Source organism: Sphingomonas panacisoli (assembly GCF_007859635.1).
GTDB lineage: Bacteria > Pseudomonadota > Alphaproteobacteria > Sphingomonadales > Sphingomonadaceae > Sphingomonas > Sphingomonas panacisoli.
Genome location: NZ_CP042306.1, coordinates 2,523,723 through 2,550,412 on the forward strand (window position 1 = coordinate 2,523,723; position 26,690 = coordinate 2,550,412).

Annotated in this window: 27 protein-coding genes, 2 tRNA genes and 1 pseudogene; 15 read left to right on the forward strand and 15 right to left on the reverse strand. The window is 65.1% G+C overall.

Annotated elements, in window-relative coordinates:
• The first annotated feature begins 12 nt into the window (after positions 1-12).
• Positions 13-771, forward strand: a complete 759-nt coding sequence (locus tag FPZ24_RS17615; RefSeq protein WP_240047457.1) for a methyltransferase domain-containing protein — start codon at positions 13-15, stop codon at positions 769-771.
• Positions 768-3,311: a polynucleotide kinase-phosphatase gene (locus tag FPZ24_RS12620; RefSeq protein ID WP_146572523.1), complete on the forward strand. Its 2,544-nt coding sequence runs from the start codon at positions 768-770 to the stop codon at positions 3,309-3,311. Before FPZ24_RS17615 ends, FPZ24_RS12620 begins: the two co-directional genes overlap by 4 nt.
• A gap of 131 nt (positions 3,312-3,442) precedes the next feature.
• Here the strand turns inward: FPZ24_RS12620 and FPZ24_RS17245 are convergent, their stop codons facing one another.
• The gene (locus FPZ24_RS17245; RefSeq protein WP_186728827.1) at positions 3,443-3,616 is read right to left on the reverse strand and encodes a hypothetical protein; all 174 of its coding nucleotides are present in this window, start codon (positions 3,614-3,616) and stop codon (positions 3,443-3,445) included.
• 1,272 nt (positions 3,617-4,888) lie between these two features.
• Complete coding sequence (locus FPZ24_RS12625) at positions 4,889-5,470, reverse strand: helix-turn-helix domain-containing protein (RefSeq protein WP_146572525.1); 582 nt, start codon at positions 5,468-5,470, stop codon at positions 4,889-4,891.
• Between the two features lie 23 nt (positions 5,471-5,493).
• Between FPZ24_RS12625 and FPZ24_RS12630 the strand changes: the two genes are divergently transcribed.
• Together FPZ24_RS12630 and FPZ24_RS12635 are read left to right on the forward strand one after the other, a co-directional pair.
• On the forward strand, positions 5,494-5,736 hold the full coding sequence (locus tag FPZ24_RS12630) for a helix-turn-helix domain-containing protein (RefSeq protein WP_146574504.1): 243 nt from the start codon (positions 5,494-5,496) through the stop codon (positions 5,734-5,736).
• Positions 5,737-5,742: 6 nt separating this feature from the next.
• Positions 5,743-6,965, forward strand: a pseudogene (locus tag FPZ24_RS12635) (tyrosine-type recombinase/integrase).
• A 233-nt stretch (positions 6,966-7,198) separates the two neighbouring features.
• Here FPZ24_RS12635 and FPZ24_RS12640 read toward each other — a convergent pair.
• Positions 7,199-7,274 (reverse strand) — tRNA-Thr (locus tag FPZ24_RS12640).
• A gap of 186 nt (positions 7,275-7,460) precedes the next feature.
• Here FPZ24_RS12640 and FPZ24_RS12645 point away from each other — a divergent pair.
• Positions 7,461-7,534, forward strand: a tRNA-Gly gene (locus FPZ24_RS12645).
• 148 nt (positions 7,535-7,682) lie between these two features.
• Entirely contained in the window at positions 7,683-8,981 is a 1,299-nt protein-coding gene (locus FPZ24_RS12650; protein ID WP_146572527.1) for a methyltransferase family protein, read from the forward strand.
• On the opposite strand, the gene FPZ24_RS12655 is transcribed toward FPZ24_RS12650, so the two are convergent.
• From FPZ24_RS12655 to FPZ24_RS12665, 4 genes are read right to left on the reverse strand one after another with little or no spacing between them, the layout of a single operon-like run.
• The gene (locus tag FPZ24_RS12655; RefSeq protein ID WP_146572529.1) at positions 8,978-10,351 is read right to left on the reverse strand and encodes a glutamate--cysteine ligase; all 1,374 of its coding nucleotides are present in this window, start codon (positions 10,349-10,351) and stop codon (positions 8,978-8,980) included. The two genes, FPZ24_RS12650 and FPZ24_RS12655, sit on opposite strands and share 4 nt — an antisense overlap.
• A 43-nt stretch (positions 10,352-10,394) precedes the next feature.
• Positions 10,395-11,138 carry a 16S rRNA (uracil(1498)-N(3))-methyltransferase gene (locus FPZ24_RS12660; protein WP_146572531.1) on the reverse strand — a complete coding sequence of 248 codons (744 nt, stop codon included), beginning with the start codon at positions 11,136-11,138 and terminating at the stop codon, positions 10,395-10,397.
• 8 nt (positions 11,139-11,146) lie between these two features.
• Entirely contained in the window at positions 11,147-11,293 is a 147-nt protein-coding gene (locus FPZ24_RS17250) for a hypothetical protein (protein ID WP_186728829.1), read from the reverse strand.
• A 26-nt stretch (positions 11,294-11,319) separates the two neighbouring features.
• Entirely contained in the window at positions 11,320-11,751 is a 432-nt protein-coding gene (locus tag FPZ24_RS12665; RefSeq protein ID WP_186728831.1) for a DUF2147 domain-containing protein, read from the reverse strand.
• Positions 11,752-11,854: 103 nt separating this feature from the next.
• Here FPZ24_RS12665 and ubiA point away from each other — a divergent pair, with 103 nt between their 5' ends.
• The 3 genes from ubiA (at position 11,855) to FPZ24_RS12680 (ending at position 15,056) form a co-directional block, all read left to right on the forward strand.
• Entirely contained in the window at positions 11,855-12,784 is a 930-nt protein-coding gene (gene ubiA / locus FPZ24_RS12670) for a 4-hydroxybenzoate octaprenyltransferase (protein WP_146572535.1), read from the forward strand.
• Between the two features lie 31 nt (positions 12,785-12,815).
• A complete protein-coding gene (locus FPZ24_RS12675; protein ID WP_146572538.1) occupies positions 12,816-14,165 on the forward strand; it encodes a TldD/PmbA family protein in 1,350 nt (449 codons plus the stop codon).
• A 108-nt stretch (positions 14,166-14,273) separates the two neighbouring features.
• Complete coding sequence (locus FPZ24_RS12680) at positions 14,274-15,056, forward strand: 3'(2'),5'-bisphosphate nucleotidase CysQ (RefSeq protein WP_146572540.1); 783 nt, start codon at positions 14,274-14,276, stop codon at positions 15,054-15,056.
• 331 nt (positions 15,057-15,387) lie between these two features.
• Here the strand turns inward: FPZ24_RS12680 and FPZ24_RS12685 are convergent, their stop codons facing one another.
• From FPZ24_RS12685 to FPZ24_RS12695, 3 genes are all read right to left on the reverse strand, one after another.
• On the reverse strand, positions 15,388-16,092 hold the full coding sequence (locus FPZ24_RS12685) for a hypothetical protein (protein ID WP_146572542.1): 705 nt from the start codon (positions 16,090-16,092) through the stop codon (positions 15,388-15,390).
• A 118-nt stretch (positions 16,093-16,210) separates the two neighbouring features.
• Entirely contained in the window at positions 16,211-17,428 is a 1,218-nt protein-coding gene (locus FPZ24_RS12690; protein ID WP_146572544.1) for a toxic anion resistance protein, read from the reverse strand.
• Between the two features lie 102 nt (positions 17,429-17,530).
• A complete protein-coding gene (locus FPZ24_RS12695) occupies positions 17,531-18,100 on the reverse strand; it encodes an NADPH-dependent FMN reductase (protein WP_146572546.1) in 570 nt (189 codons plus the stop codon).
• A 94-nt stretch (positions 18,101-18,194) separates the two neighbouring features.
• Here FPZ24_RS12695 and FPZ24_RS12700 point away from each other — a divergent pair, with 94 nt between their 5' ends.
• The 4 genes from FPZ24_RS12700 (at position 18,195) to typA (ending at position 22,593) form a co-directional block, all read left to right on the forward strand.
• Positions 18,195-19,595, forward strand: a complete 1,401-nt coding sequence (locus FPZ24_RS12700; protein WP_146572548.1) for a cytochrome ubiquinol oxidase subunit I — start codon at positions 18,195-18,197, stop codon at positions 19,593-19,595.
• Positions 19,592-20,611, forward strand: a complete 1,020-nt coding sequence (gene cydB / locus FPZ24_RS12705) for a cytochrome d ubiquinol oxidase subunit II (RefSeq protein ID WP_146572550.1) — start codon at positions 19,592-19,594, stop codon at positions 20,609-20,611. Before FPZ24_RS12700 ends, cydB begins: the two co-directional genes overlap by 4 nt.
• Positions 20,595-20,702: a DUF2474 domain-containing protein gene (locus tag FPZ24_RS12710; protein WP_146572552.1), complete on the forward strand. Its 108-nt coding sequence runs from the start codon at positions 20,595-20,597 to the stop codon at positions 20,700-20,702. The genes cydB and FPZ24_RS12710 overlap by 17 nt, the downstream gene beginning before the upstream one ends.
• A gap of 67 nt (positions 20,703-20,769) precedes the next feature.
• Positions 20,770-22,593, forward strand: coding sequence for a translational GTPase TypA (gene typA, locus FPZ24_RS12715; protein WP_146572554.1), 1,824 nt, complete (start codon positions 20,770-20,772; stop codon positions 22,591-22,593).
• 97 nt (positions 22,594-22,690) lie between these two features.
• On the opposite strand, the gene FPZ24_RS12720 is transcribed toward typA, so the two are convergent.
• The 3 genes from FPZ24_RS12720 to FPZ24_RS12735 all read right to left on the reverse strand — a co-directional run bounded on the left by FPZ24_RS12720 (position 22,691) and on the right by FPZ24_RS12735 (position 24,903).
• The gene (locus FPZ24_RS12720) at positions 22,691-23,332 is read right to left on the reverse strand and encodes a peptidylprolyl isomerase (RefSeq protein ID WP_186728833.1); all 642 of its coding nucleotides are present in this window, start codon (positions 23,330-23,332) and stop codon (positions 22,691-22,693) included.
• A 120-nt stretch (positions 23,333-23,452) separates the two neighbouring features.
• Positions 23,453-24,310, reverse strand: a complete 858-nt coding sequence (locus FPZ24_RS17255) for a hypothetical protein (RefSeq protein WP_186728835.1) — start codon at positions 24,308-24,310, stop codon at positions 23,453-23,455.
• Positions 24,307-24,903 (reverse strand): sigma-70 family RNA polymerase sigma factor, encoded by a 597-nt coding sequence (locus FPZ24_RS12735; RefSeq protein ID WP_186729217.1) that lies wholly within the window; start codon positions 24,901-24,903, stop codon positions 24,307-24,309. The genes FPZ24_RS17255 and FPZ24_RS12735 overlap by 4 nt, the downstream gene beginning before the upstream one ends.
• An 88-nt stretch (positions 24,904-24,991) precedes the next feature.
• Here FPZ24_RS12735 and FPZ24_RS12740 point away from each other — a divergent pair, with 88 nt between their 5' ends.
• Entirely contained in the window at positions 24,992-25,183 is a 192-nt protein-coding gene (locus FPZ24_RS12740; RefSeq protein ID WP_146572558.1) for a hypothetical protein, read from the forward strand.
• On the opposite strand, the gene FPZ24_RS12745 is transcribed toward FPZ24_RS12740, so the two are convergent.
• Positions 25,174-25,653: a P-loop nucleotide/nucleoside kinase family protein gene (locus FPZ24_RS12745; protein ID WP_146572560.1), complete on the reverse strand. Its 480-nt coding sequence runs from the start codon at positions 25,651-25,653 to the stop codon at positions 25,174-25,176. The two genes, FPZ24_RS12740 and FPZ24_RS12745, sit on opposite strands and share 10 nt — an antisense overlap.
• Positions 25,650-26,051, reverse strand: a complete 402-nt coding sequence (locus tag FPZ24_RS12750) for an EVE domain-containing protein (RefSeq protein WP_146572563.1) — start codon at positions 26,049-26,051, stop codon at positions 25,650-25,652. The genes FPZ24_RS12745 and FPZ24_RS12750 overlap by 4 nt, the downstream gene beginning before the upstream one ends.
• Before the next feature lie 143 nt (positions 26,052-26,194).
• Between FPZ24_RS12750 and FPZ24_RS12755 the strand changes: the two genes are divergently transcribed.
• Entirely contained in the window at positions 26,195-26,551 is a 357-nt protein-coding gene (locus FPZ24_RS12755; RefSeq protein ID WP_146572565.1) for a hypothetical protein, read from the forward strand.
• Positions 26,552-26,690: the final 139 nt, after the last annotated feature.

Below are 26,690 nucleotides of genomic sequence, written 5' to 3' on the forward strand. Positions count from 1 at the left end.
CGCGAACTGATCGTGCGTCGCTACTTGCGCTTCCGCGGGCTGATGAACCGCGCCAACGCCGCGCTGGAGGACAAGGTCGAGGCCGAAGCGCCCGAGGAGGCATCGGCGCGCGATGCGGCCGAGGATGCGATCGAGAAGCCGATACGGCTCAACGACCAGCGGATGGATCTTGTTGTCGGGCTGCTCAAGGAACTTGGCGCGGCGAGCGTGCTCGATCTCGGCTGCGGCGAAGGACGCCTGCTGCGCGAACTGCTCAAAGTGCCCGGCATTCGCAAGATCACCGGGGTCGAGGTGGCGCCGCGCGTGCTTGCGGCGGCGGGCGATCGGCTGCGGCTCGAAAGCATGCCCGACATCAAGCGCCAGCGGATCGAGTTACTGCAAGGCTCGCTCGTCTATAGTGACGATCGGCTCAAGGGATACGACGCGGCGGCGGTGGTTGAGGTGATCGAGCACATGGACGCGGAACGCCTGCCCGCGTTCGAGGCGGCACTGTTCGGCCATGCCAAGCCCGGCGCAGTGATCGTGACTACGCCGAACAGCGAATACAACGCACTTTTCGAGACGCTGCCCGCAGGCAGGTTTCGTCACAATGATCACCGTTTCGAATGGACGCGCGCCGAGTTCCGCCACTGGGCGGAAAGCGTCGCGCTGGCGCATGGCTATGCCGTGCGGTTCAAAGGCATCGGCACCGAAGACCCGACGCACGGCACGCCCACCCAGGCGGCGGTGTTCACGCGCGCCGAAGCCAGCGCGACAAGGATCGCGGCATGAAAATCGAAATTCCCGAGTTCGCGCTCGTCCTGCTCGTTGGCGCTTCAGGCACCGGCAAGTCGAGCTTTGCCGCGAAGCACTTCCTGCCGACCGAGACCGTGTCGTCGGACCGGATGCGTGGCTGGGTCGCCGACGACGAAACCGATCAGGGCGCGACCAAGGATGCGTTCGAGGTGCTGCACTTCCTCGTCGAAAAGCGGCTCAAGGCACGGCGCTTCACCGTGATCGACGCGACCAACGTCCAGCCGGACGCACGCAAGGGGCTGATTGCGCTCGCGCGCAAGTGGCACGCGCTGGCGGTGGCGATCGTGTTCGACCTGCCCGAAGCGCTCGCTGTCGCGCGCAATGCAGAGCGGCCCGACCGACAGTTCGGCGCGGGGCCGGTGCGGCGCCAGATGCTGAACCTCAAGAAGTCGATGCGCGGGATGCAGCGCGAAGGACTGCGCTACGTCCACGTCCTGCGTTCGGTCGACCAGATCGATGCGGTCGAGATCACACGCACGCGGTTGTGGAACGATCGCCGCGAGGAAACCGGCCCGTTCGACATCATCGGCGACGTTCACGGCTGCGCCGATGAACTTGAGACGCTTCTCGGCGACCTTGGCTATACGGTCAGCTGGTCCGGCAGGGATGTCACAGTCACCCCGCCGGAGGGCCGCCGTGCGATCTTTGTCGGCGACCTGGTCGATCGCGGGCCGCGCTCGCCCGATGTGCTGAGGATCGCCCGCCACATGGTCGAGGCTGGGACAGGGCTCGCAGTGGTCGGCAACCACGACGACAAGCTCAAGCGCCATCTCGCCGGCAAGAGCGTCAAGGTCAGCCACGGCCTCGCTGAGACGATCGAGCAGCTCGCCGCCGAGCCGCCCGAGTTCGCGACGGGCGTGCGCGACTGGCTCGATGGACTGATCAGCCATTACGTGCTTGACGGCGGTAATCTCGTCGTCGCGCACGCCGGCTTGAAAGAGGACATGCAGGGCCGAGCATCGGGCGCAGTGCGCAGCTTCTGCATGTATGGCGAGACTACCGGCGAGATCGACGAGTTCGGCCTACCGGTGCGCTGGGACTGGGCGGCCGACTATAAGGGCAAGGCCAAGGTCGTGCACGGCCATACCCCGGTCGTGGAAGCGAACTGGGTCAACGGCACTTTGTGCATCGACACCGGCTGCGTGTTCGGCGGCAAGCTGACTGCGTTGCGCTATCCCGAGATGGACCTCGTCTCGGTGCCGGCGCTGCGCACCTATTACGAGCCGATCCGGCCGCTCGGCGAGCCGTCGCCCGCGACGGGCGAAAGCCAACCGCACCAGCTCGACCTGGCCGATGTGCTCGGCAAGCAGGCCATCGATACCCGCCTCTACGGCATCGTCACGGTGCGCGAGGACAATGCGGCCGCGGCGCTCGAAGTGATGAGCCGCTATGCGGTCGATCCGCGCTGGCTCATCCATCTGCCGCCGACGATGTCGCCGGCCGAAACCAGCGCGGCCGACGGCTGGCTGGAACGGCCCGAGGAAGCGTTCGCCTTTTACGGGTCGAAGGGCGTGCACGACGTCGTCGTCGAGGAAAAGCACATGGGGTCGCGTGCACTGATCGTGCTCGCGCGCAACCAGGATGTCGCGGCGCGCCGGTTCGGCGTGGCCGATGGCGGCCGCGGCGTGATCGTCACGCGCACCGGACGCCGGTTCTTCCATGATGCCGAGCTCGAAGCCACGGCGCTCCATCGCATCGATACCGCGATGGAGACGTCCGGGCTGTGGGCCGATCTCGATACCGATTGGGTGCTGTGGGACACCGAGATTTTGCCGTGGACCATGAAGGCAGGTTCGCTGATCCGCGATCAATATGCCGCGGTCGGTGCCGCCGCGATCACCGGGCTCGATGCGGCCTCCGCTGCGCTCGAGGCCGCGCGGGCGCGCGGTGTCGATGTCGGCACGCTGGCGGATGCGACGTCCAAGCGGCTCGAGAATGCCTTGCTCTACCGCACTGCCTATAATCGCTACGTCGCACCGTTCGCCGGCATCGACGACCTGCGTATCGCACCTTTTCATCTGCTCGCGAGCGAGAGCTCGGTGCATGACGACAAGAACCACGTCTGGCACATGGAGCGCGCGCATCTTCTAGCAAGCGCGGACCCGGCACTGATCGTTGCGACCGAACATCGACAGATTGATCTGAACGATCCGGCTCAAGTTGCGGATGCGATCGTTTGGTGGGAAGCGCTAACCGCGGCGGGCGGCGAAGGCATGGTGGTCAAACCGCTAGACTTCGTGGCACGCGGTGGGCGCGGTCTGCTCCAGCCGGCAATCAAGTGCCGCGGTCGGGAATATCTGCGCATTATCTATGGGCCGGACTACGACCAGCCGGATAATCTGAAGCGGCTCAAGAAGCGCGGCCTCGGCCAGAAGCGTTCGATGGCCCTGCGCGAGTTCGCGCTGGGGCTGGAAGCGCTGCATCGATTCGTTGATCACTCGCCGCTGACGCGGGTGCATCAGTGCGTATTCGGCGTACTGGCGATGGAGAGCGAGCCGGTCGATCCGCGGCTTTAGGTTGCGTGACGCAACTAGGGCCGCAGCCTCACCAGGTGCTCACTGCCGCAGAACTCCACGGGTTCTGCTAAGCGCCGGAGAATGGCTTGGGCGTGCCGAGATGGCATTCATACCGGCACGCCCGCGTTGAATTACCCCATCGTCAGGTTGTCGCCCAGTCGCTCGCAATCGATCCGCTGCCACCCGACTTCGTTATCGAAATACAGGCAGCTCTCGCGCTTCTCACCGAGGAGCGAGAAGGTCGATGCGCTGGCGAGCTTGGAATGCGTCATCCATTGCTGCGTCACGTTCCAGACGATGAACATTTCACCGTGCTCGAGCCGATCGTCCGGTCGAACGATAAGCTCAAGCGCACGAGCAAAGCTGTGAGCGACGACCGTATACGGATATTGAGAGCAAGGCAGGTCGATCTGATAGATCTGAAACCGCGCGTGCGAACGCTCTACTTCACTGGGAAAAGGCATATTGTCTCCATGTCTGACCTTCATTGGTCGAGACATGCGATCGCACGTCCCACAGTGGCATGCGGGTGGCTTCTTGATGGCAATTTCTGGTTGCAGAAAACGCTGAAAAACACGCAACTTTTTGACAACTAAACGCAACCTGGCAGGCGACGTCAGGCTACCATCTACTCACCTGCAGACATAGCTCATCGGTCCGCGCGAGCCTGGAGGGTTAGCACCATCGGTTTGATGCCCGCCCCGCCGGGATCACTAGTCGTCTCGGACTGACATGGCCCGCTACGACGGCAGAGGATGCGCTACTCGCCCATCTCCTTGAGGTGACTGATTAGCAATTTGCCGCGGTGCCGCTGCCATCAGAGCGACGCGGAAAGCGTATTTGACCCGCACTGGCTTTGGTTTCCTCTACGGCCGCAAGGAATGGGATATCTCGCATGCGAAGCGTTGCACACAAATTTCGCTGCAAGCGATGTGGATCGGGTGCTTTCGTATTTTGGTCGTGGGAACGGCCCTCTCATTTTTTTTGCTCGTGCCGGATGAGCGGACGCGGAAAAAGCCGACTAGTCGATTGCGGTGAACGGCTTGGCCGAGTGCAGTCGACAATATCCCTACCCGCTGCGAAAACATACTCTGAATTGCCCGTAGAAGCTCGCAGGACGCGATTTTGGGGTGAAGGCAACCCTACCTAGCCTGACCATCAGAAAGCCCTCCACTGGCGCTTGAAATCGAAATCGCGTGCCGAACAACACACAGACCGAATAATCTGCGCTGTGCGCAATCACCGGGGAATTGTCGAACACCACTCGCGCGCGCATACGCACGCGGCGCTAGGCGCTGGCATGTGCGCGCACGCGCGTAAGAGAGATTCCTAGAATCTAAGATTCCTCTAAGTTTATTATACTCACTACGTTCGTATAATGATGACGAGGTCATTTTTTGTTCATTTAGGACAGACATGCTTACCTATCCTAAATCGTAGGTCTGAAAATGGCATAGCCCGCGGTAGTCGCACAGAATGTGCGTAACGATCGCTTGCGGCGAGTCACGATCTTGTCCTCGCGAACAAAGCCATGCGCGGCGAGATGCCGCAGCCGGCGGCCGAGAGTGACCCCCCTTTCAATCGCCTCCAATCAGCGCCTTTTCGATGGCCCTGGCATCTTCCGTCGACACGCCATGAACGCCAAATAACGGACGCAAGCGACGCAATTTCTCAACGAGGGAAACCTCGTGAACGGTTAGCCAACGCCGCCTAGGCCTAGCTTCAGCGGCTACCTCACGGAGCACAGAGATCTGTTCGGGTGAGAGCTTGTCAAGCGGCTGGCCGGCGACCGCTTCAAGCTCGACGACGACCTCGTTACTATGCGGCGCCGCCAATCTCTCGCGCCAGTTTGTATCGGCATGTCGCTGCTCCAACACTGCAAACAGGAAATCCGACTTGTCCAGCGACAGTGCGTCCGCAAGCTGCTCTGCTCGATCGAGCGGTATCGGCATCCGTCCGTTCGCCATGTGGCTGAGCACCGCTGCCTGCTTCAGGGCGAGCATCTTCGCGAGCTGACGTAAACTCGTTCCGGTCTCCTCCGACAGACGACGCAGCCCGTCGGCTAGCGACTGTGCCGCGTGCGTGTCGCGGTAGGGGAATGGATTGTGATCATCGGTCAGCAAAAATTGATCCCCATCCGTCTCGGCTTGAGAGGACATAATTTGCCACTTCCCCCTTCGTGATGTGTGGTGTATACAACACAACAGCAGCGACCACTGACGGTCGCGCAATAGACACGGAGACGCAAGTGGTCGAGAAGGTGCTGTATACGATTAGGGATACGATTACTGCCTACGGGATCGGTCGAACGAAGCTCTATGAACTGATTGGCGCTCGAGAACTCACGCCAGTGAAGATTGGCACGCGCACGTTGCTCCGTCGCGCGGACATCGACGCGCTAGTGGCGCGATCGGCGGTAGCGTGATCGCTGGTGGCCCTAACAGTTACCTCGATCAACAACGCCAAGCCCCGCGCAAAGCCTTACAAGTTAGCGGACGAACGAGGATTGTTCCTGCTCGTCACACCTTCAGGCGGCCGCCTTTGGCGAATGAAATATCGCGCCCATGGCGCCGACGCCGCAGGTCAGCCCAAGCTGGTTGAGAAGTCACTGTCGCTAGGGGCCTTCCCTGATGTCGGCCTCAAGGAAGCACGACAGCTCCGGGACGAAGCTCGCCGACAACGCGCGGCTGGGACTGATCCGGCCGAAAAAAGCAGCGTGACCGTCAGGCTGCGAGGTTTCGTGCGGTCAACTCTTTCAACGCAGTAGGTCTGAAATACATCGAGAAGATCGCGGCCGAAGGTCTGGCGGAAGCAACGGTGCGCAAGCGCCGCTGGTTGCTAAAGCTGGTTGAGCGGCCTTTGGGGAAGCGGCCGATCGCCGAGATCGAGGCATTCGAAATTCTCCAGGCGCTACGTCCTCTGGAGGCCGACGGAAGACTGGAAGCAGCGAGGCGTGCGAAGGAATTTATCGGCCAGGTATTCCGGTATGCAGTAGCGCTTCAGCTCGCCCACCGAGATCCGACACCTGACCTTAAGGGCGCGTTACGGAAGCCGACCCCGAAGCACCTTGCCGCGATCCTCGAGCCCCGGCGCGTAAGCGAACTCTTGCGCGCCATCGACAGCTACGAAGGACAGCCGGCTACGCAAATCGCGCTAAAGCTCTCGCCACACGTGTTCGTGCGGCCCGGCGAACTGCGCCGTGCCGAATGGAGCGAAATCGATTTTGAGGAAAGGGTCTGGCGGATCGGCGCACGTAAGATGAAGAGCCGCAAGGCTCACACCGTGCCCTTGTCGCGGCAGACGCTAGAAATGTTCGCGGCGGCTCGTGAACTCACCGGCGATGGCAGATTTGTGTTCCCATCGCTCCGTACGCCTGCCCGGCCGATGTCCGAGAACACCGTCAATGGAGCGCTACGTCGTCTGGGTTTCAGCGGTGACGAGATGACCGCGCACGGCTTTCGCGCGACGGCGAGCACCCTGCTCAATGAATCAGGCAAATGGCAACCCGACGCCATCGAGCGCGCCCTCGCGCACCAGGATCGTGACCCCGTCCGCGCCGCCTATAACCGCGGTGCGCATTGGGAGGAGCGTGTCAGGATGGCGCAGTGGTGGAGCGACTATCTAGATGGGCTGCGCGACGGAGACTTGGTTTAAGATATTGGCCGACAGATCAAGCGGATACGTCAAATCTGGGGGTATTTCAGATTTTCTTGATCTGCAAAATGTGGGGGTATTGCCAATCGGCGAATCGAAATACTCCCACGACATACCCCCAACGCGATCCGATTGCGCGCGAACGCCGCCAAACGGCTGCGTACCTTTTCAGGCGCAAACCCACGGAAATCTGGGATTTTCTGGATAGCTGCGAATGCCGACGATAAGGGTTATGGTGCCGCCTACAGGACTCGAACCTGTGACCCCCGCATTACGAATGCGATGCTCTACCAGCTGAGCTAAGGCGGCCCATGCGCCCGTGGTGGGCGATGAGGCGGCGCGCTTAACAGTCCTTCGCGGGACTGACAAGGCCGCTCGACGTGCTTAGTGCGCTTGCGGTTTACAAGGCGTTATCGATTACGCCGGAGGCGTCGCGGCGCTTCGTCCGATCGCGCTTGCGCGGAGGCACGACTCCCGGTATCCGGCCTGCCGCACGCGGGTATGGTGAAATGGTATCACAGGAGCTTCCCAAGCTTCTAGCGCGGGTTCGATTCCCGCTACCCGCTCCAGCTTTTGCAGCGATTTAGCTGCGCTAAATCGCGATCAGCGAAAGCCGGGCGGACATAGCGCAGCTACGGTCGACGACGCGGCTTTGCCGCGGCGCGCTCCGAACATCCTTCACGCCTTCCTTACCATTCCGCGCTTAGACCTGCGCGCATGTATCACGACCCTGCCCTCGCGAGCGCCGCCAAGGCTGATCCGCGTCCCGCTTCGGCGGTTTCCACCGCCACCGGGCTGGTCGGGCTCGCCGGTCTCCTGGTCTGGATCGGCATCGCGCGGTGGTTCGGGATGGACGGGCCGTATGCCGCATTGGTCAACGTCGCCGCCGCCGGCCTGCCGATGGTGCTGTGGTCGCTGCTGGTCGAAAAGGTGCACCGCAATCCCTCGACTGGGATCGACTGGGCGAACCCGAAGCCATGGCGCGAGACGCTCGACATTTCGATCACCAAGCTCGCCGGTCTGTGGCTAACCTGGGGCGGAATCGCAGCCACCTATGCGATCGGGCGCTTCTATTGGGAGGGCGGTTTCCGCTTCTCGATGTGGTGCTTCATGTGGGCGGCGCCAGTGATGTTCGTCGCGTCGATCCCCTACACGCTATGGCTCGACCGCCGCATGACCGAGCCCAAGGACGGGTGTTACCATCTCGGCGCGTGGCTGATGGGGTTGCAGGAGCCGCGCAACACCGACGCGATCCACAATCATCTGCGCAGTTGGGGCGTGAAGGCGTTCTTCACCGCGTTCATGCTGGCGATCGTGCCGCCGGGGTTCGGTGATTTCGTGCGCGGCGACACCAGCCAGGTGCTGAGCAATCCGGTGACGCTGGCCAACTGGCTGATCACGTTCATGTTTGTGGTCGACGTAGCGTTCGCGACGGCGGGCTATCTGCTCGCGCTGCGCCCCCTCGATTCGCACATCCGCACCGCCAATCCGTTCGCGGCCGGGTGGATGGCAGCGCTGATCTGCTACCCGCCGTTCGTGCTGATGGGCGATGGCGGACCGCTCGATTACCATCCCGGCACGCGCGGCGAGGCGAGCTGGTCGTTATGGTTCGCCGATCAGCCGGTGCTGCTGGCGGTGATCGGAACGGTGCTGGTCGCGCTGACCGCGATCTACGCCTGGGCGACGGTCACGTTCGGCATCCGCTTCTCCAACCTGACGCACCGCGGCATCCTGACCAACGGCCCGTATGCGTTCAGCCGCCACCCGGCGTATCTGTCGAAGAATCTGTTCTGGATGATCTCGACCGTGCCGTTCCTGACAACGGGCAGCTGGGTCGATGCGGTCCGTGCGACCGCGCTGATGGGGATAGTCGCGGGGGTCTATTACTGGCGCGCCAAGACCGAGGAACGCCACTTGGGCACGGACCCTGCGTATCAGGGATATAGCGCGTGGATGGAGCGCAACGGTCTGGTGCCGCGCTTCTTCCAGTGGCTGAAGGGCAAGCCCGAAGCCTAGAAGCTCATCTCGCCGTAGACGCGGCTGATGTCCCCGCCCCATTCGCCGTTGTAGCGGTCGAGCAGCATCTGCGCCGGGACCTTGCCGGTGCGCACGACTTCGCGGAGCGGCTCGAGGAAGCCGGTTTCGTTGCTCCCGCCTGCATCCATCCGCCCACGTGCGGTCAGGCCTGCGCTGGCGATGTCGAGCACCTCTCCGGCAATGTCACGCAGCTTGCCCCCACCCGGCAACGGCGCATCGAGTGCGAGCTCAGGCACCGCGTTCCGCAGTGCCTCGCGGTCGGCCATCGACCAACCCTTGACCAGGTCCCACGCCGCATCGAGCGCGCCCTGATCGTAGAGCAATCCGACCCAGAATGCCGGCAATGCGCAGATCCGCCCCCACGGTCCACCATCGGCGCCGCGCATTTCGAGGAAGGTTTTGAGGCGCACCTCGGGGAACGCGGTCGACAGATGATCGGAGAAGTCCTCGATCGTCGGCTTCTCGCCCGGCAGGATCGACAGCTCGCCCTTCAGGAAATCGCGGAAGCTCAACCCCGACGCGTCGAGATACTGGCCGTCGCGATAGACGAAGTACATCGGCACATCGAGCGCATAGTCGGCATAGCGCTCGTACCCGAACCCGTCCTCGAACACGAACGGCAGCATCCCGGTGCGATGCGGATCGGTGTCCGACCAGATATGGCTGCGATACGACAGCATGCCGTTGGGCTTGCTTTCGGTGAACGGCGAGTTCGCGAAGAGCGCGGTCGCGAGCGGCTGCAGCGCCAGCCCGACGCGGAACTTCTGCACCATGTCGGCTTCGGAGGCATAGTCGAGATTGACCTGGATCGTGCAGGTCCGCAGCATCATGTCGAGCCCGAGACTGCCGACGCGCGGCATGTGCCGCAGCATGATCGCATAGCGCCCCTTGGGCATGATCGGCAGTTCGGCGCGGGCCTTGTCGGGCCACATGCCGAGGCCGAGGAAGCCGAGGCCCAATTTGTCGCCGACCGCCTTGACTTGTTCCAGGTGCCGCCCGGTCTCGGCGCACGTCAAATGGAGGTTCTCGAGCGGCGCGCCCGACAATTCGAACTGGCCGGCGGGCTCGAGGCTGATCGAGCCGTCCGCGCCCGACATGGCGATGACCTTGCCATTCTCCTCCACGGGCTTCCACCCGTACTCGGTTAGGCCGTTGAGCAAATCACGGATGCCGCCGGGCTCGTCCCACGCCGGCGCGCGGTGATCTGCGGTTCGATACACGAACTTCTCGTGCTCGGTCCCGATCCGCCAGCGCTCGGCGGGCTTTTCGCCGCCGGCGAAGAAATCGATGAGCTGCTGACGGTCCTCGATGACCGCTGATTGCTTGTCCGTAACGGTCTTCGTCGTCATCGCCGCGATTTAGGGGGCGCAACGCACGCGCGCTAGGGGATTCTCACCAATCTCCCGCAACGCTCATCCAGATCGAGACGGCGGCGGCGGCGGCGGTCTCGGCGCGAAGGATGCGGGGGCCGAGGCCGATGCCCACGGCCTGTGGCAGCGCGCGAATCGCGTCGCGCTCGGCATCGTCGAAGCCACCCTCGGGTCCGATCAGGATCGCGGCGGGTCCCTTGTGTGCCGCCATGGCGTCGGTGGCGGGCGTGCCGCCGGTCTCGTCAGCGAAGAACAGCGTTCGCTCCGCCGACCAATCACGGAGCAGCGCATCGAGCTTCGCCGGCTCGGCCAATTCGGGCAGCGCGGTGCGGTCGCACTGCTCCGCCGCCTCGATCATGTGGCTGCGCAATCGCTCGCCGTTGAGCCGATCGACCACCGTCCGCCGCGTCAGCACCGGCACCAGCCGCGCGACGCCGAGCTCGCAGGCTTTCTCCGCGACCCAGTCGATCCGCCCCTTCTTGATCGGCGCGGCGCATAGCCAGAGGTCGGGCGGCGCCTCGCGATCACGCAAGTGTGTCGTCACGTCGAGGATCAGGTCGCGCTTGCCGATCGCGCTCGCGATGCCGAGCCATTCGCCCGTCGCGTCGTCGAACAATTTGACCGGATCGCCCGCCTTCAGCCGCAGCACCGACAGCAGATAATGCGCCTGCCCTCCTTCGACGCGCACTTGGCCGTCCTCGGCCAGCGGCATTTCGACGAACAGCCTTGGAGTCGAACGTGGCGGCCAAGCGGGTGTAGCGGGCATGAGTCCCTTTAGCGCCGCCGTCGCACCGAACGCCAGCCGATCACCAATGCCGCGATCGCGAAGGCGCCGCCGATCAGCGCCAGCCCCGCCGCCTCGGCGATGCCCCAGAACAACGTCTCGGCGAATCTCGCGATGGCGACGGAGAGGTGGACCATGTTCTGGCCCTAACGGTTGAAACCGCTCAGGATATCCGCGTCCAGTGCCGCGTCTGGCAGATCACCGCCAAAAAGCAGCCGACCGCCTTCAACGTGTTGCGGTCGAGCAACGTGATCGTCCCCGACACGTTCATATCGCGATCGGGCACGTATACCGTCCCCTTCCAATTGCTCGGATCGGTCTGGCGGAAATCGCGCAGCAATTGCATGCCGATGATGTTTGCGCCCCGCGAGGCCACCGTCGCCTTGGTCTTGTCATCCGCCCACACCACGGTCGCGCACATGTTCGACCCACACGGCGCGGCCTTGATGTGCACCGTGTTGTTGGTGTTGCGCCACACGCCCGTCCAGGACGGCACGATCGCGCGCGACGGGTCGGCGCTGGCGGGCGCGGCAAGCACCACCGGCGTTAGCGCCAATGCGATACAGGCAAGCAATCGGGACACGGTCGTTCGCATCATCTACTCCAAACCAGCTGTGCCCCCTGCCGCCGTAGCGTGACGACAGTGAGGCAAAGCGTGGCGCTGGTGCGGCAATTGCCGGACCGCTAGTGAACGGACGATGACTGTCGAACCAGAGATCGTCCCGGACACGCAATATAGAGGCCTGGTGGGCGCATTGCCCCCCTATCCGCGCGCGCTGGCTTCGCTCGCGCGGTTCGACCGGCCGATCGGGTGGCAATTGCTGTTCTGGCCGGGGGCGTGGGGCGTCGCGTTGGCGAAGGGTGCGATCGACCGCTGGGATCTGATCCTGTGGCTGGCGCTGGGCAGCATCGCGATGCGTGGCGCGGGATGCGTGTACAACGACATCATCGATCGCGACCTCGACCGGCAGGTCGCGCGTACGCGGAGCCGGCCGCTGGCGTCGGGGGCGGTGAGCCTGAACGCCGCGTGGATATGGCTCGCGGCGTTGTGCCTGATCGGGCTGGTCGTCCTACTCCAACTCCACCCCTACGCCGCGATCGTAGCATTGGTCAGCCTCGCGCCCGTCGCCGCCTACCCATTCATGAAGCGCATCACCTGGTGGCCGCAGGCGTGGCTCGGCATCGTCTTCTCCTGGGCAGCCCTGGTCGGGTGGAGCGAGATTACAGGGTCACTCGCTCCGCCCGACGGCCTGTCGGGGCTGTTGCTCTACGCCGGGTCGATCTGCTGGGTGATCGGCTACGACACGATCTACGCGTTGCAGGATGTCGAGGACGATGCCTTGGTCGGCGTCCGCTCGTCGGCGCGCGCGCTTGGCAAGGCAGTGCGACCCGGCGTGGCAGGTTTCTACGCGCTGGCGATCGCGTTGTGGGGCACCGCATTCTGGCACCTCCGGCCCGACCCGCTCGCGCTCGCCGCCTTGCTACCCGCCGCGCTGCATTTCGTCTGGCAAGTCGCGACGCTCACGCCCGCCGACGGCGCCAACGCGCTGCATCGTTTCCGCTCGAACCGCTATGCCGGCTTGCTGATTTTCCTCGCCTGCCTGGTCGTCGGCCAAACCAGCTTTTGACGTTCGGGCCGCGGCTACCTAAGTCCGCCCGATGCTGACCCCCGACATGGCGCGCGAGCGCGCTCACGATATCGTTTCCCGCGCCCGCGCCGCCGGAGCCGACGCCGCCGATGCCGTGTTGGGCGCATCGGGCAGCGTCGAAGTGTCGGTGCGGCTCGGCGCACTCGAGGATGTCGGGCGGTCCGAGGAGGAAGAACTCGGTCTGCGGGTATTCGTCGGGCGGCGATCGGCGTCGGTCTCGACCAGCGACCTGTCGTCCGAAGCGATGGACGTCCTGGTCGAGCGCGCGGTCGCCATGGCGCGTGAGGCGCCCGAAGACAAATGGGCCGGGCTCGCGCCGGAGGACCGGCTGCTCACGGGCAACATCCCGCACCTCGACCTGCACGACGGCGACGAACCCTCCCCCGCCTCGCTCAAGGAGGCCGCATTGGCCGCCGAAGATGCTGCGCGTGCGGTCCCCGGCGTGACCAATAGCGAAGGCGGCGGTGCATCGGCGTCGCGCATGGCCTGGGCGCTCGCCACCAGCCACGGGTTCGCCGGCGCATACCAGACCACCAGCCACGGCATCCAGGCCAGCGTCCTGGCAGGCGGCGGCGATGCGGCGATGGTGCGCGACTATGCCTATCACGCCGCGCGTCACATCGCCGACCTCGACGCGCCCGACGCGATCGGCCGCATGGCCGGCGAGCGCGCGGTCGCTCGCGTCGATCCGGCGAAGGTCGCGAGCGGCCCCATGCCGGTGATCTTCGACCCGCGCGTCGGATCGTCGCTGATTGGTCATTTGATCGGCGCGATCGCCGGCGCCGCCATCGCGCGCGGCACCAGTTTCCTGCTCGGCAAGCTCGGCGAGCAGATCTTCGCCGACGGCATCACCATCACCGACGACCCGCACCGCCCGCGCGGACTGCGGTCGCGCCCATTCGACGGCGAAGGCCTCAGCGTGTCGCCGACCGACATCGTCCGCGACGGCGTGCTGCAGACGTGGTTGCTCGAATCGGCATCGGCGCGGCAATTGGGTCTGGAGCCGACCGGGCATGCGGTGCGCGGGGGATCGGGCGCGCCAGGGGTCGGCACCAGCAATACGTATCTCGCGCCGGGCAAGGCGAGCCGCGACGACCTGTTCGCGGGCGTTATGCGCGGTGTGTATGTTACCGAGCTGATCGGCATGGGCGTCAACGGCGTGACCGGCGATTACAGCCGAGGTGCCGCGGGCTTTCTGATCGAGAATGGCGAACTGACGCGCCCGGTCGATGAATTCACCATCGCCGGCAATCTGACCGAGATGTTCCTCAATTTGACCGCAGCGGACGACCTCGCATTCCGCTACGCGACCAACGTGCCGACGCTGCGGATCGACGGGATGACAGTCGCGGGTGGCTGATTTGGACTGCACTCATCCAGTATACTGTGCTCCGGCGAAGGCCGGAGTGTTGGCAATTTCAGTATCCGCTTCCAAAGCTCCGGCCTGCGCCGGAGCACGAGCGAGTTGATGGCTCATCTCGCCGACGACGTCGCCGCCATCGCCGCGGAAGCGAGCGCCTATGCGCTCGGGCTGTGGCGCACCGATTTCAAGCGCTGGGAAAAGGCGCCGGGCAACCCGGTGTGCGAAGTCGATCTGGCGGTCAACAATATGCTGCGCGAGCGGCTGAGCGCGCTGCTGCCCGACGCCGGCTGGCTGTCGGAGGAGACCGCCGACGACGCCGTCCGGCTCAACCACCGCCGCGTCTGGGTGGTCGATCCGATCGACGGCACGCGCGACTATATCCGCGACCGCGACGGCTGGGCGGTGTCGATCGCTTTGGTCGATGGCGAGCAGCCGGTGATCGGCGTGCTCGACGCGCCGGTGCGGAAAGAGGTGTGGCGCGCCGAGGCGGGCAAGGGCGCGACGCTCAATGGCCGGCCGATCACGCATAGCGGCCGCAAGACCTTCACCGGCTCGCGCACGCCGACCGATACGCTGCCCACGGTCGATGTCGACTTGGTCGCGGTGGCCAAGCCCAATTCGATCGCTTTGCGCATCGCGATGGTCGCGGCGGGCGAGGCCGATCTGCTCGCGACGATCCGCTGGGGCCACGAATGGGACGTCGCCGCCGCCGTCCTGATCGCGCGCGAGGCGGGGTGCGAAGTGACCGACGCGTTGGGGCGGAAACTGCGGTTCAACACGCCGCGCGCGGAAGCGTTTGGGGTGCTGGCGGTGGCCCCGGCGATCCAGCTCGCGGCGCTGGCGCGGTTGCACGACCGCGCGGTGGAGGCGTTGGGGAAGCCTAGATAAATACGGTGCACGAGATCGTGTGACCGGATAACGTGCGGCTATGACTTGGCAATTTGATCAAGCGCCGAACGTCGCATGCATTACGTGCCGATCGGTAATCGATGGGCATCCGGTTCTAAGTGTCACGCACTATGAAGACGATGATTCTTGGGCATTCCTAGATGGTCAGCCGGCGTTGGCGGCGAACGCACTGGTTGTTGCCATGTCCGAAGTTGTCGGCCACCATGCCGATTTAGATGAAATTGCCGACCTGCCGCCTGGATGGTCGGCTACGCGAACTGCCGTCGGCCAACCTTGGTCAAAAACGAAAGATGATTGGGAGGAATAGGAATCAAACCCCCGCCGTATCCCCCTGATACTTGATCTCCAGATACCGCCCGCGCGTCGACAGCGCGTCGAGGTCGCCCTGCGCCAACTGTCCGGCCATTTCGTCGATCTGGCCGCCGATCACCTTCAGGCCGTCGATCAGTTGCTGGTCGGGCGTCTTGCCGTTGCGCTCGACGCCGCGCAGCGCGCTCGGCACGCGTTCGTAGCCCTTGATGAATTCGGGGAGTTGCTCCCCCACAAGCTTGCGGATTTCCGCCGCCGCCGGGGCGTCGTCGTCCAGCGTCGCGAGTTGCGGCTCCAGCGCGTTCAGTTTCACGCCGATCGCATCGACCACGCTGATCGCCGGTGCGGGCAGCATCGGACGTTGCGCGTCGAGCCAGCGCCCGGTCTGTGACGGCAACGCCTTGAGGTCGGTCCGCTGCAGCCGCTCGTACGTCACCGGCCGGCTGGTCGGCGTCGCGAGCAGTACCGCGGTCGCGATCAGCATCGCGACGATCATCAGGAAGAACCCCATGATCCCGATCGGCCCGAACACCAGCCCGATCGAAAACGCCGCACCGATGATCGCCAAGTCGGCGATCGCCGCGCGCGTCAGTCGCTTCCCAACATCGCTCTCGCGCGCCTGACGTCGCGGGCCGACGGCATAGTTCATCGAGGTGCGGTCGAGTACTTCTCGGGCCTTGGCGATCGCATCGTCAGTGCTGGACATGGGCAAACCTTCCCGTGCTCCTGCGAAAGCAGGAGCCTAGGGTTACGGGCGACGTCGCTTGTGGCTCCGGGCTCCTGCTTTCGCAGGAGCACAGGAGTAGTGCTGGCGCACGCATCGCCTAGCCAACCGCCTCCAGCTTGAACGTATCCGCCTGCGGGCCTTCGAGCGACGCCTGGGCCTGGCCCTCGGCGCGGGCGATATAGCCCTTCGACTTCTCGACCTCGTTCGACAGCGTCGTGACCGTGGTCTTCATGCTATCGAGCGCCTTCAGCTTGAACACGTCGATCGCGTCCATCGTGTCGTAGATATTCTGGAACGCGCGCTGGAGCACCTCGACCGGGATCGTCGACGCCGCCGCCTGCTCGTGGATCTGCGCGGTCTGCGACTTCAGCAGCTTGCCGGTCGAATCGATGATGTTCGCCGTCGTCGTGTTGAGTTGCGTGATCTGTTCGAGCACCAGTTTCTGGTTGGTCAGCGCCTGCGCGACCGTCACCGCGGTGCGCAACGCGGCGACCGTGGTGGTCGATGCGCGATCGACGCCCTTTACCAGCTCGACATTGTTCTTCTTGACCAGATCGAGCGCCAGATAGCCCTGCACCGTCACCGCCATTTGCGTCAGCAGGTCCTGCGTGCGCTGGCGGGCGTAGAACAACGCGGTTTCGCGGAGCGCCTTCGCCTTGGCGGGATCGGTCGCGTCGAGGTCGTTGGCCTTGTCCTCCAGCTTCTGGTCCATGACCTTCGACAGGTGGATCATCTGTTCCAGCCGGCCCATCGACGTCCACAGATTGGACCGCTCGGTATCGATCGCGGCGTTGTCCATCAGGAGCTCGTCCTTGCCCGAGGCGAGGCTCTTGAGGATCGCGGAGATGTGGTTCTGCGACGATTTGTACTGGTCGAAATAGCCGGTAATCTTGGTCCCGAAGATCGCGTCGAGGAACCCGCGCCCGCCGCCGAAGAACTTGCCGTTGTTCGCGGGATCGAGCTTCTCGATCGTCAGGCGCAGCTGGACGAGATCGGCGCCGACGCCCTGATCCTTGTCCATCGCGCGCACCGGGCGGTCGAGGAAGCGATTGGACTGGCCCGCCGCCTCTCGGATTTCCTTCTGGCCCATGCTGGTGATCGCATCGACGCGCTTGCCGAATTCGGGGCTGTCGACGTCCTGCGCGACCAGATCGTCGATGAACGCATCGACCCGCGCTTCCAGTTCGGTCTTTTTGCTGTCGTCGACCGGCACCAAGCCCGCCGCCTTTGTCGTGGCCACCACGGGCACGGGATCGGGCGGGGTCAGCACCAGATCGGGTTCGGCAGTGATCGTCTCGGTCGGCGTCGTCGCCATCGCTCTAGTCCCTCTTCGCTGGGTCGTCCGCGACTCTGGCCACGAACGCCCGCGCATTCAAGTGTGTTGCTTACATAACACGCTTAGCCGTAATGGCAAGAATTACGCGTTTCGCGCCGCACGGAGCGCTCTGCCCCACCAGTCAAGTTCGTCGAACAGCTTGGCCAACCGCCGGTTCTCGTCGTCGCCAGCCTTGAAGCGATCACCCTCGCGCAGCTTGTGGGCGCCCTGCAGGTGGACCGCGCCGCTGAGCGGCGCCATCGCGAGCGCCGCGGTCACTTCGCGCAGTTGCTCGACCGACCGCGCGCCGCCGAACCCGCCATGGGCGACGAACGCGACCGGCTTCCGCGCCCACTCCGCCGCAACGGTGTCGAGCGCGTTCTTCAGCACCGCGCTCATCCCGTGATTATATTCGGGCGCGACCAGGATGAAGCCGTCCATCGGGCCGATCGTCGCCGCCCATGCCCGCTGCTTCTCGCCAGTATATTTGCCGGTCGCGGGCGGGTTCGGCTCGGCGAACATCGGCAATTGCCAGTCGAGCAAGTCGAGCAGATCGGCATCGAACTCGGGCCGCGGGTCGATCTGCTGCTTCACCCAGTTTGCGATCGGCAGCGATATCCGCCTCTCGCGTACGCTGCCGACGATGATTCCGATGTTGAGCGGCTCGGTCATGATATTCCTTTCGCGCCTCAGGAATGCATGAAGCGCAGGTCGGGGTGCAAGGATCGCGGTTTCAATCCGCCCGGCATGGGCCTATCGGCTGGCCATGTCGCCATCCGAGACCGCCCTGATCCTCGCCCGCGCGCAATTCGCCTTCACCATCTCGTTCCATTTCATCTTCCCGGCCTTCTCGATCGGGCTCGCCAGCTATCTCGCGGTGTTGGAGGGGTTGTGGCTGTGGACCGGGCGCCAGGCGTTCCTCGACCTTTTCCGCTATTGGGTTAAGATCTTCGCGATCGCCTTCGCGATGGGCGTCGTGTCGGGCATCGTCATGTCGTATCAGTTCGGCACCAACTGGTCGGTCTTTTCCGACAAGGCCGGGCCGGTGATCGGGCCGTTGATGGCGTATGAAGTGCTGACCGCGTTCTTCCTCGAAGCCGGGTTTCTGGGCGTGATGCTGTTCGGGACCAACAAGGTCGGTAAGGGCCTGCATTTCGTCGCGACGTTGATGGTCGCGACCGGCACGTTGATCTCGGCGACCTGGATCATCTCGGTCAACAGCTGGATGCAGACGCCGGGCGGCTGGGCGATGAACGCACAGGGCCAGTTCGTGCCCGCCGATTGGTGGGCGATCGTGTTCAACGCGAGCTTCCCCTATCGCCTCGTCCACACGGTAATCGCGGCGTATTTGACGACCGCGCTGGTCGTCGGCGGGGTCAGCGCGTGGCACATCATCAAGCGCCACGACACGCCGCAAGTGCGGATCGCGTTTTCGATGGCGATGTGGATGGCGACGCTGGTCGCGCCGATCCAGTTGCTCGCGGGCGACCAGCACGGGCTCAACACGCTGGAGCATCAGCCGATCAAGGTGCTGGCGATGGAGGGCGATTTCGAGCCGAGCCCGAACGGCGCGCCGCTGGTGCTGTTCGGTATCCCGTCGAACGCGGACGGCCGCGTGAACTACAAGATCGAGATTCCGAAAGCCGGGTCGCTGATTCTCAAACACGACCCGAACGCGCCACTCAAGGGGCTGAAGGACTATCCCCGCGACCAATGGCCGCCGGTGGTGATCGTGTTCTGGTCGTTCCGCGTCATGGTCGGGCTAGGGATGCTAATGATCGCGCTCGGCGCGTTCAGCCTGGTCCAACGGCTGCGCGGCAAGCTCTACGATCGCGGCCTGCTCCACCGCTTCGCGCTCGTCATGGGGCCGGCGGGGTTCGTCGCGGTGATCGCCGGCTGGGTGACGACCGAGGTCGGACGCCAGCCCTGGGTAATCTACGGCCTGCTCCGCACCGCCGACGCGGTTTCCCCGATCGCGACGCCCGGCGTTACGGGCTCGCTGATCGCGTTCGTTATCGTGTATTTCTCGGTCTATGCGGCGGGGACACTCTACCTACTGCGCCTGATGGCCAAGCCGCCGCACGACAATGAGAGTGACCCCAGCGAAGGACCGATCCGATCGGCGGGCATCACCCCGGCGCCGGCGAAACTGGGCGGCGAGGCATGAACGTCAGCTTCGACCTGACCGTCGTCTGGGCGGCGATCATCAGCCTCGCGGTGGCGCTCTACGTCGTGATGGACGGGTTCGACCTCGGCATCGGCATCCTGTTCGGGCGATTCAAGGTTGGCGGCGAGCGCGACACGGCGATGAACGCGATCGCGCCGGTATGGGACGGCAACGAGACGTGGCTGGTGATGGGCGGCGGCGGGCTGATGGCGGCGTTTCCGCTGGCGTACGCGATCATCCTGCCCGCGCTCTACACCCCGCTGATCGCGATGCTGCTCGGCCTCGTGTTCCGCGGCGTCGCGTTCGAATTCCGCTGGCGTGACCCCGCGCATCGCGGGTTCTGGGACTTCGCGTTCAGCGCCGGGTCGGTGCTGGCGACGCTCGCGCAGGGCATCACGCTCGGCGCGTTGCTCCAGGGCATCCATGTCGAAGGCCGCAGCTATGCGGGCGGCTGGTGGGACTGGCTGACCCCGTTCAGCCTGCTCTGCGGCGTCGCGCTGATGATCGGCTATGCGTTGCTCGGGAGCTGCTGGCTGATCTGGCGCAGCGACGGCCCGCTCCACGACGACGCCCGCAAGTTCGCCAAGTGGCTGACCCCCGCCATGCTCGCCGCGATCGGCGCGGTCAGCCTGGCGACGCCGTTCCTCGAAGGCAAATATTACGAGCGCTGGTTCGCCTGGCCCGGCGTGCTGTTCTCCGCGCAAATGCCGCTGACGGTGGCGATCGTCGGGCTCCTCCTGTGGCGCGCGATCGCCAAGGGTAAGGACCACAGCCCGTTCCTGTGGACGCTGACGCTGTTCGGCCTGTGCATGGCCGGTCTCGCCATCTCGATCTGGCCCGACGTCATCCCCGGCCGCGTCTCGATCTGGCAAGCCGCCAGCCCGGCCAAGAGCCAGACCTTCATGCTGGTCGGCGTGTCGATCCTGCTACCGCTGATCCTGGCCTATACCGGCTGGGCCTATTGGGTGTTCCGCGGCAAGGTCGGCGACGAGGGCTACCATGCCCACGACCATTAGGCGCCTGGCCTGGTTCGTCGGCATCTGGGCGGCGAGCGTGCTGGCGCTGGGCGTCGTCGCCTACGCGATCCGCTTCGCGCTGAAGCCCTAGCCGCACTGCACAAAACGCGCTAAGGGCCGCGCGAAACCGCCTTCGGGCGCTCCAATCAGGACCGATCATGAACCTTCGCAACGTGGCGATCATCGCCCACGTCGATCACGGCAAGACCACGCTCGTCGACCAGCTTTTCCGCCAATCCGGCACGTTCCGCGACAATCAGCGCGTCGAAGAACGCGCGATGGATTCGAACGACCTGGAAAAAGAACGCGGCATCACGATTCTGGCGAAGCCGACCTCGATCGATTGGGAAGGCATCCGGATCAACATCGTCGACACGCCAGGCCACGCCGATTTCGGCGGCGAGGTCGAGCGTATCCTGTCGATGGTCGATGGCGTCGTCCTGCTGGTCGATTCGTCCGAAGGCGCGATGCCGCAGACCAAGTTTGTGACCGGCAAGGCGTTGGCGCTCGGCCTCCGTCCGATCGTCGTCGTCAACAAGATCGACCGCCCGGACGAGCGCATCCAGGAAGTGCTCGACGAAGTGTTCGACCTGTTCGTGTCGCTCGACGCGACCGACGAGCAGCTCGATTTCCCCGTGCTCTACGCCTCGGGCCGCAACGGCTACGCCAATGAAGACCCCAGCCTGCGCGAAGGCACGCTCAAGCCGCTGTTCCAGAAGATCGTCGACCACGTGCCGCCGCCGAACCTCGACGAGGACGCGCCGTTCAGCTTCCTGGTGACATTGCTCGACCGCGACAATTTCCTCGGCCGCGTGCTGACCGGTCGCGTCCAGTCGGGCGTGGTGAAGGTCAACCAGCCGATCCACGCGCTGAACGACGACGGCAAGATCATCGAGACCGGCCGCGCGTCCAAGCTGATGTCGTTCCGCGGGCTCGAGCGCGTGCCCGTCGAGGAAGCGCGCGCCGGCGACATTATCAGCCTTGCCGGCCTGACCGTAGCGACCGTCGCCGACACGATCGCCGATCCGACCGTGACCGAAGCGATCCACGCGCAGAAGATCGACCCCCCGACGCTGTCGATGCGCTTCGCCGTCAACGACAGCCCGATGGCGGGCCGCGAGGGCAGCAAGGTCACGTCGCGCATGATCCGCGATCGTCTGGAGCGCGAAGCCGAATCGAATGTCGCGATCAAGGTGACCGAAAGCGCCGACAAGGACAGCTTCGAAGTCGCCGGCCGCGGCGAACTCCAGCTCGGCGTGTTGATCGAAACGATGCGCCGCGAAGGCTTCGAACTCGGCATCAGCCGCCCGCGCGTGCTGTTCCGCGAGGACGAGGACGGCAAGAAGACCGAGCCGTACGAAACCGTCGTGATCGACGTGGACGACGAATATTCGGGCACGGTCGTCGACAAGATGAACCAGCGCAAGGGCGAGATGACCGACATGCGCCCCTCGGGCGGCGGCAAGACGCGCATCACCTTCTCCGCCCCGTCGCGCGGCCTGATCGGCTATCACGGCGAATTCCTGTCCGACACGCGCGGCACCGGGATCATGAACCGGCTGTTCGAGAAATACGGCCCGCACAAAGGCCAGATCGAAGGCCGCAAGAACGGCGTGCTGATCTCCAACGGTTCGGGCGAAGCGAACAGCTACGCGCTCGGCCCGCTCGAGGATCGCGGCATCCTGTTCGTCGGCCATGGCGAAGCGCTCTACGAAGGCATGATCATCGGCGAAAACGCCAAGACGGAAGACCTCGAGGTCAACCCGATGAAGGCGAAGCAGCTGACCAACTTCCGCGCATCGGGCGGCAAGGACGACGCCGTTCGCCTCTCCCCGCCGAAGAAGATGACGCTCGAACAGGCGATCGCCTATGTCGACGACGACGAAATGGTCGAAGTGACGCCGAGCAAGATCCGGCTGCGCAAGCGGCACCTGGATCCGCACGAGCGGAAGCGGGCCAGTCGCGCCAAGCAAGCCGCCTGACCGTCGCCGTAGCGCGAGCTACGGTGCAGCCTACTCAGGCGGCTCGGCCGACCTCGCTAACGCGAGGTTCGACCGCGCGGCTTTGCCGCGTCGCGCCCTACCGTCCTTGGAACAACAGCCAAACCTTCGCCCGCCCGGTCGGATGCGGTGTGCCGTCGAGCCGCTGCGCCTTCAGGATCGTCACCGGACGCGTCAGGATCTGACCCTTCATCGCGCCCTCGCCGCCGGGGTTGGTCGGCATCGCCAGGATGCGCTTAACCACGTCCATGCCGCCGACGATCCGCCCGAACACGGCGTAGCCCGGCGATCCCGGCCGCGCGTCCATGTTGGGCGAGGCGCCAACCATCAGCGAGAAGTTGGCGGTGCCGGTGTTGACGCCCTCGTACCGCGCCATCGAGACCGCGCCGTCGACATGGCGAAGGCCGGTCTTGCTGGTCGGCTCCAGCGCAACGGGCTCGAGCCGCCGCCGCGCGTCGGTGTCGATCCCGCCCTGGACAAAGCCGAGCTGCGGCGCGCCTTTGCGCCGCGACGCGCGATAGAAGGTCACGCCGTCGAGCCGTCCGTCATCGACATAGGCCAGGAAATTGCGCGCGGTGAGCGGCGCGTGCTTCACGTCGATCGCCAGCGTGATGACGCCGGCCTGCGTCGTCAGCTTGACGCGCACCACCGGCGGTTCGGCGGGTGCCGCCGGCCCGGCGCCGATCAGCACCAGCGCCAACAGTCCGACCAAAATTCGCATTGCCTTCTCCCGCTAAGCGAAACGTGCGGCGCAACGCCTCGTTCAAGGCGCCGCGGAGATCAAGCGGGGAAAGGTGACGGCGCCGACGCAATTACGGGGATCACGGCACCGTCGCGTGTCTCAACGCAGGGGAGTCGTGATCCCTTCGCGGCGTTGCAGCCGCCAGGCACGCCGCTCCATTCGCCACTGCCGCATCGCGTCGCGACGGGCGGCGCGCTGAGCGGGATCGAGGCCTGGCTCCTGCGGGCTCGGCGGGCGCGACGCCGCTTGAGGCTGCGGTTGCGCGAGGGGCAGCGCGGCGGGCGGCTTGCGTCCATCGGCCGCCGCGGCCGCGCGCGCTTCGAGCCGCTGTTCGTAGCGCTGCGCCATCCTGGGGTGCGAGGCGAGGAAATCGGCCTTGATCTTGGCGACGGCGATCTTGCGCTCGACGGGCGGCAGCGCCTTGACGCGGCGCCATTCGGCGATCGCGGCCTGGCGCTGGTCGGGCGGCAAGCCGCGCAGCTTGGCGGCGATCGCGCGCTGCACCAGCGTGCGCTGGACCGGCAGCCCGGCGGCGATCCGCGCGGCGCGGCGCTCGCGCCACAGCTCCTGCGGGGTCGGCGTCGGGTCGATCAGCGGCACCGGGGCGGGCGTGATGTCGGCCAGCGAGACGACCTTGCCCGGCGCGGCGCGCGGCTTTTCGGTGCGGACGACGTGTTTCGGCTTCGGTGCCGGCTCGGCGATGTGGGTGATCCCAGGAATTCGGATCGGCAGCTTGTCGAGCAACCCGGTCGCCGCCGCCGTCGCGCTCGCGATGACCAGCGCGCCGGCACCCAGCAACACGCGCCCATGCCGCCGCCAGCCGCCGCGCGCGCTCCGCCGCGGTGGTGCGATGCCCGCACTCGCTGCCGCGACGATATCGCGCGCCAGCCCGGCGCGCATCGCGGGCACGGTGGCGCGGTCGAGCGCAATACGGTCGGCGGGCCCGAAGTCGCTCATGCCGCTTCCCCCGTCAGCGTGGTCAGCCCGCGCTCGGCAAGCGCCGCCCGCATCGCGCCCCGCGCCCGCAACAGCAGTGATTCGAACGCCTTCAGCTTCATCTCCAGCACCTCGGCCGCCGCCGCATTGGGCAGCTCCTCGTAATAAGTCAGCACGATCGCGGCGCGGTGCCGCTCGGTCAGGTCGCCCAGCGCCGCCAGCGCCGCCGCGCGCAATCGCGCTTCATCCATCGCCTCGTCCGCGCCCGGCGTCTCGTCCGCCCGCTCCGGCACTTCGGCATCGCTCGAAAAACGCCGCCGCCGCAGCCGATCGAGACACAGATTGACCGCGACCCGCGTCAGCCACGCCGCGATTCCAGCCTGGCCAGTGCGCCATCGATCCGCAGACGCCCACAGCCGCAACAACGCCTCCTGCGCGACGTCCTCGGCCTCGGCGCCGTCGCCCAGCATGCGATACGCCACCCGGTGCAGCATCCCGACTTGCGCCTCGACCACGCGTGAAAAGGCCAGCGAATCCCGACCGGCGATGCGCGCCATCACGGCATCGTCGTCGTTCGCCGTCGCAGGTTCCCGCGCGGCCGCCTCCTGCGCCATCAACACGCCGTCACATCTACTCCATCGCGCTCAACGCACGAAACCGCGCGACCCTTCGCTCGTTTCACCAAGCAGAAGGAGATCGCCCATGACCCGACCCGCCGACGAAAAGGATCTGCCGCCCGATGCGGGCCACCGCGCGTCGATCGACCCGAAGACCGGCGAAGTTCACGGCAGCGGCATGGGCGCGGGCGGCGGCAATCCGGGCGAGGATTACGACAGCGACCCCGCGACCGGGGACGGCTTCCCGCAGACCGGCAAGGGCAGCCGTCAGCCGTAGCGAATGATCGCGAACCCTTCGACATCGGTCGGCGCGACGAAATGCGCGGTGAACTGGTCGAAGGTCGCGTCGTCGACGTGATACGGATGCTCGCCCGACGCGTTGCGCGCATGCATCCGCGCACGGCATTCGTCGTCGGGCGGATCGAGGAAATGGAGCGTCGCCGTGACGCCCGCATCGTCGGCCAGCGCCTTCATCCACGCCCGGCTCGCGACTGTGTTGGCGGGAAAATCGAGGATCACGGCCTGCCCGCGCCGCACCATCTCGACGATCAACGGCGCGATCGCGGCGCGCAGCCGCTCGCTCGACCGGCGGTAATCCGCCAAGTCAGCGATCTCGCCGGGATACAGCGTCGATAGCCAGGCGTCCTCGGACAGCACCATCCCGCCGGCCTCCTCGACCAGCGCACGCGCGCGTGTCGATTTCCCCGCCGCGATCTTGCCGGTCAGCACGTGGAGCGATCCGGTCATCCCTTCGCCATCTCCATCAGCACCTTCCACTCGTCGTCGCGCACCGGTGTCACCGACAGTCGCGACTGGCGCAGCACTTCGATCTTGGCGAGGCGCGGCTCGGCCTTCATCTCCGCCAGCGTGACGTGATGCTCGAGCGGTGCGACCGGCTTGACCTGGACGCTCGCCCAATCGCCCTTCTCGCCGTCAGGCTGCCACGTGCGCGTGATCTCCATCACCCCCGCGCACGCTTTCTCGGTGTTCGAATGATAGAGGATCGCCCGATCGCCGACCTGCATGTCCTTCAGGAAATTGCGCGCAGTATAGTTGCGGATGCCGTCCCACTCGGTGACCTTGTCCTTCACCAAATGGTCCCAGCCGTAAACTTCGGGCTCCGACCGCAGGAACCAATAGGCCATCGATGCTTCCTTACCTAAACGTTAAGTGAACGCCCGTCTCAGGGGCCATTCAGACCGAATCGCGTACACCTTGCAACAAGCTCGGACAGTTCCGCGTTGATACGCAATGCGTAATGCGAGCTCTTTGTAGAAGGAGGTTCGAGATGAACAAGTTTCTGACCAAGTCGGTGCTGGGTGCCACCCTCGCCGCCACAGCGCTGACCGTTGCCGCGCCGGCGGACGCGCAGCGTTATCGTCGCTATCACGATCGCGGCGACGCGACGGGTGCCGCGATTCTGGGCGGCGTTGCCGGCCTGGCGATCGGTGCGGCCATCGCGTCGAACAACAACCGCGATCGCTATTATCGCAACGATTATTATTACAACGACAATTACCGCTACAACGATTACCCGCGGTACAACGATTATTACTATCGCGAGCGCTATGTGCAGCGTTGCCGCATGGAGCGCCGGTATGACCCGTATTATGGCGGGACCTATCGTGTTCGCGTCTGTTACTAAGCGGGCGCACGGGATGAGCGTAAGCTAATCCCGAGACGCCACGTCGGGCGGCGATGCCGCAACGCGGCTTCGTCCGACGACGTGGCGACCCAACCAGACGGCGCGGGAGGCGACTCCCGCGCCGTTGCTTTTTGGCCCG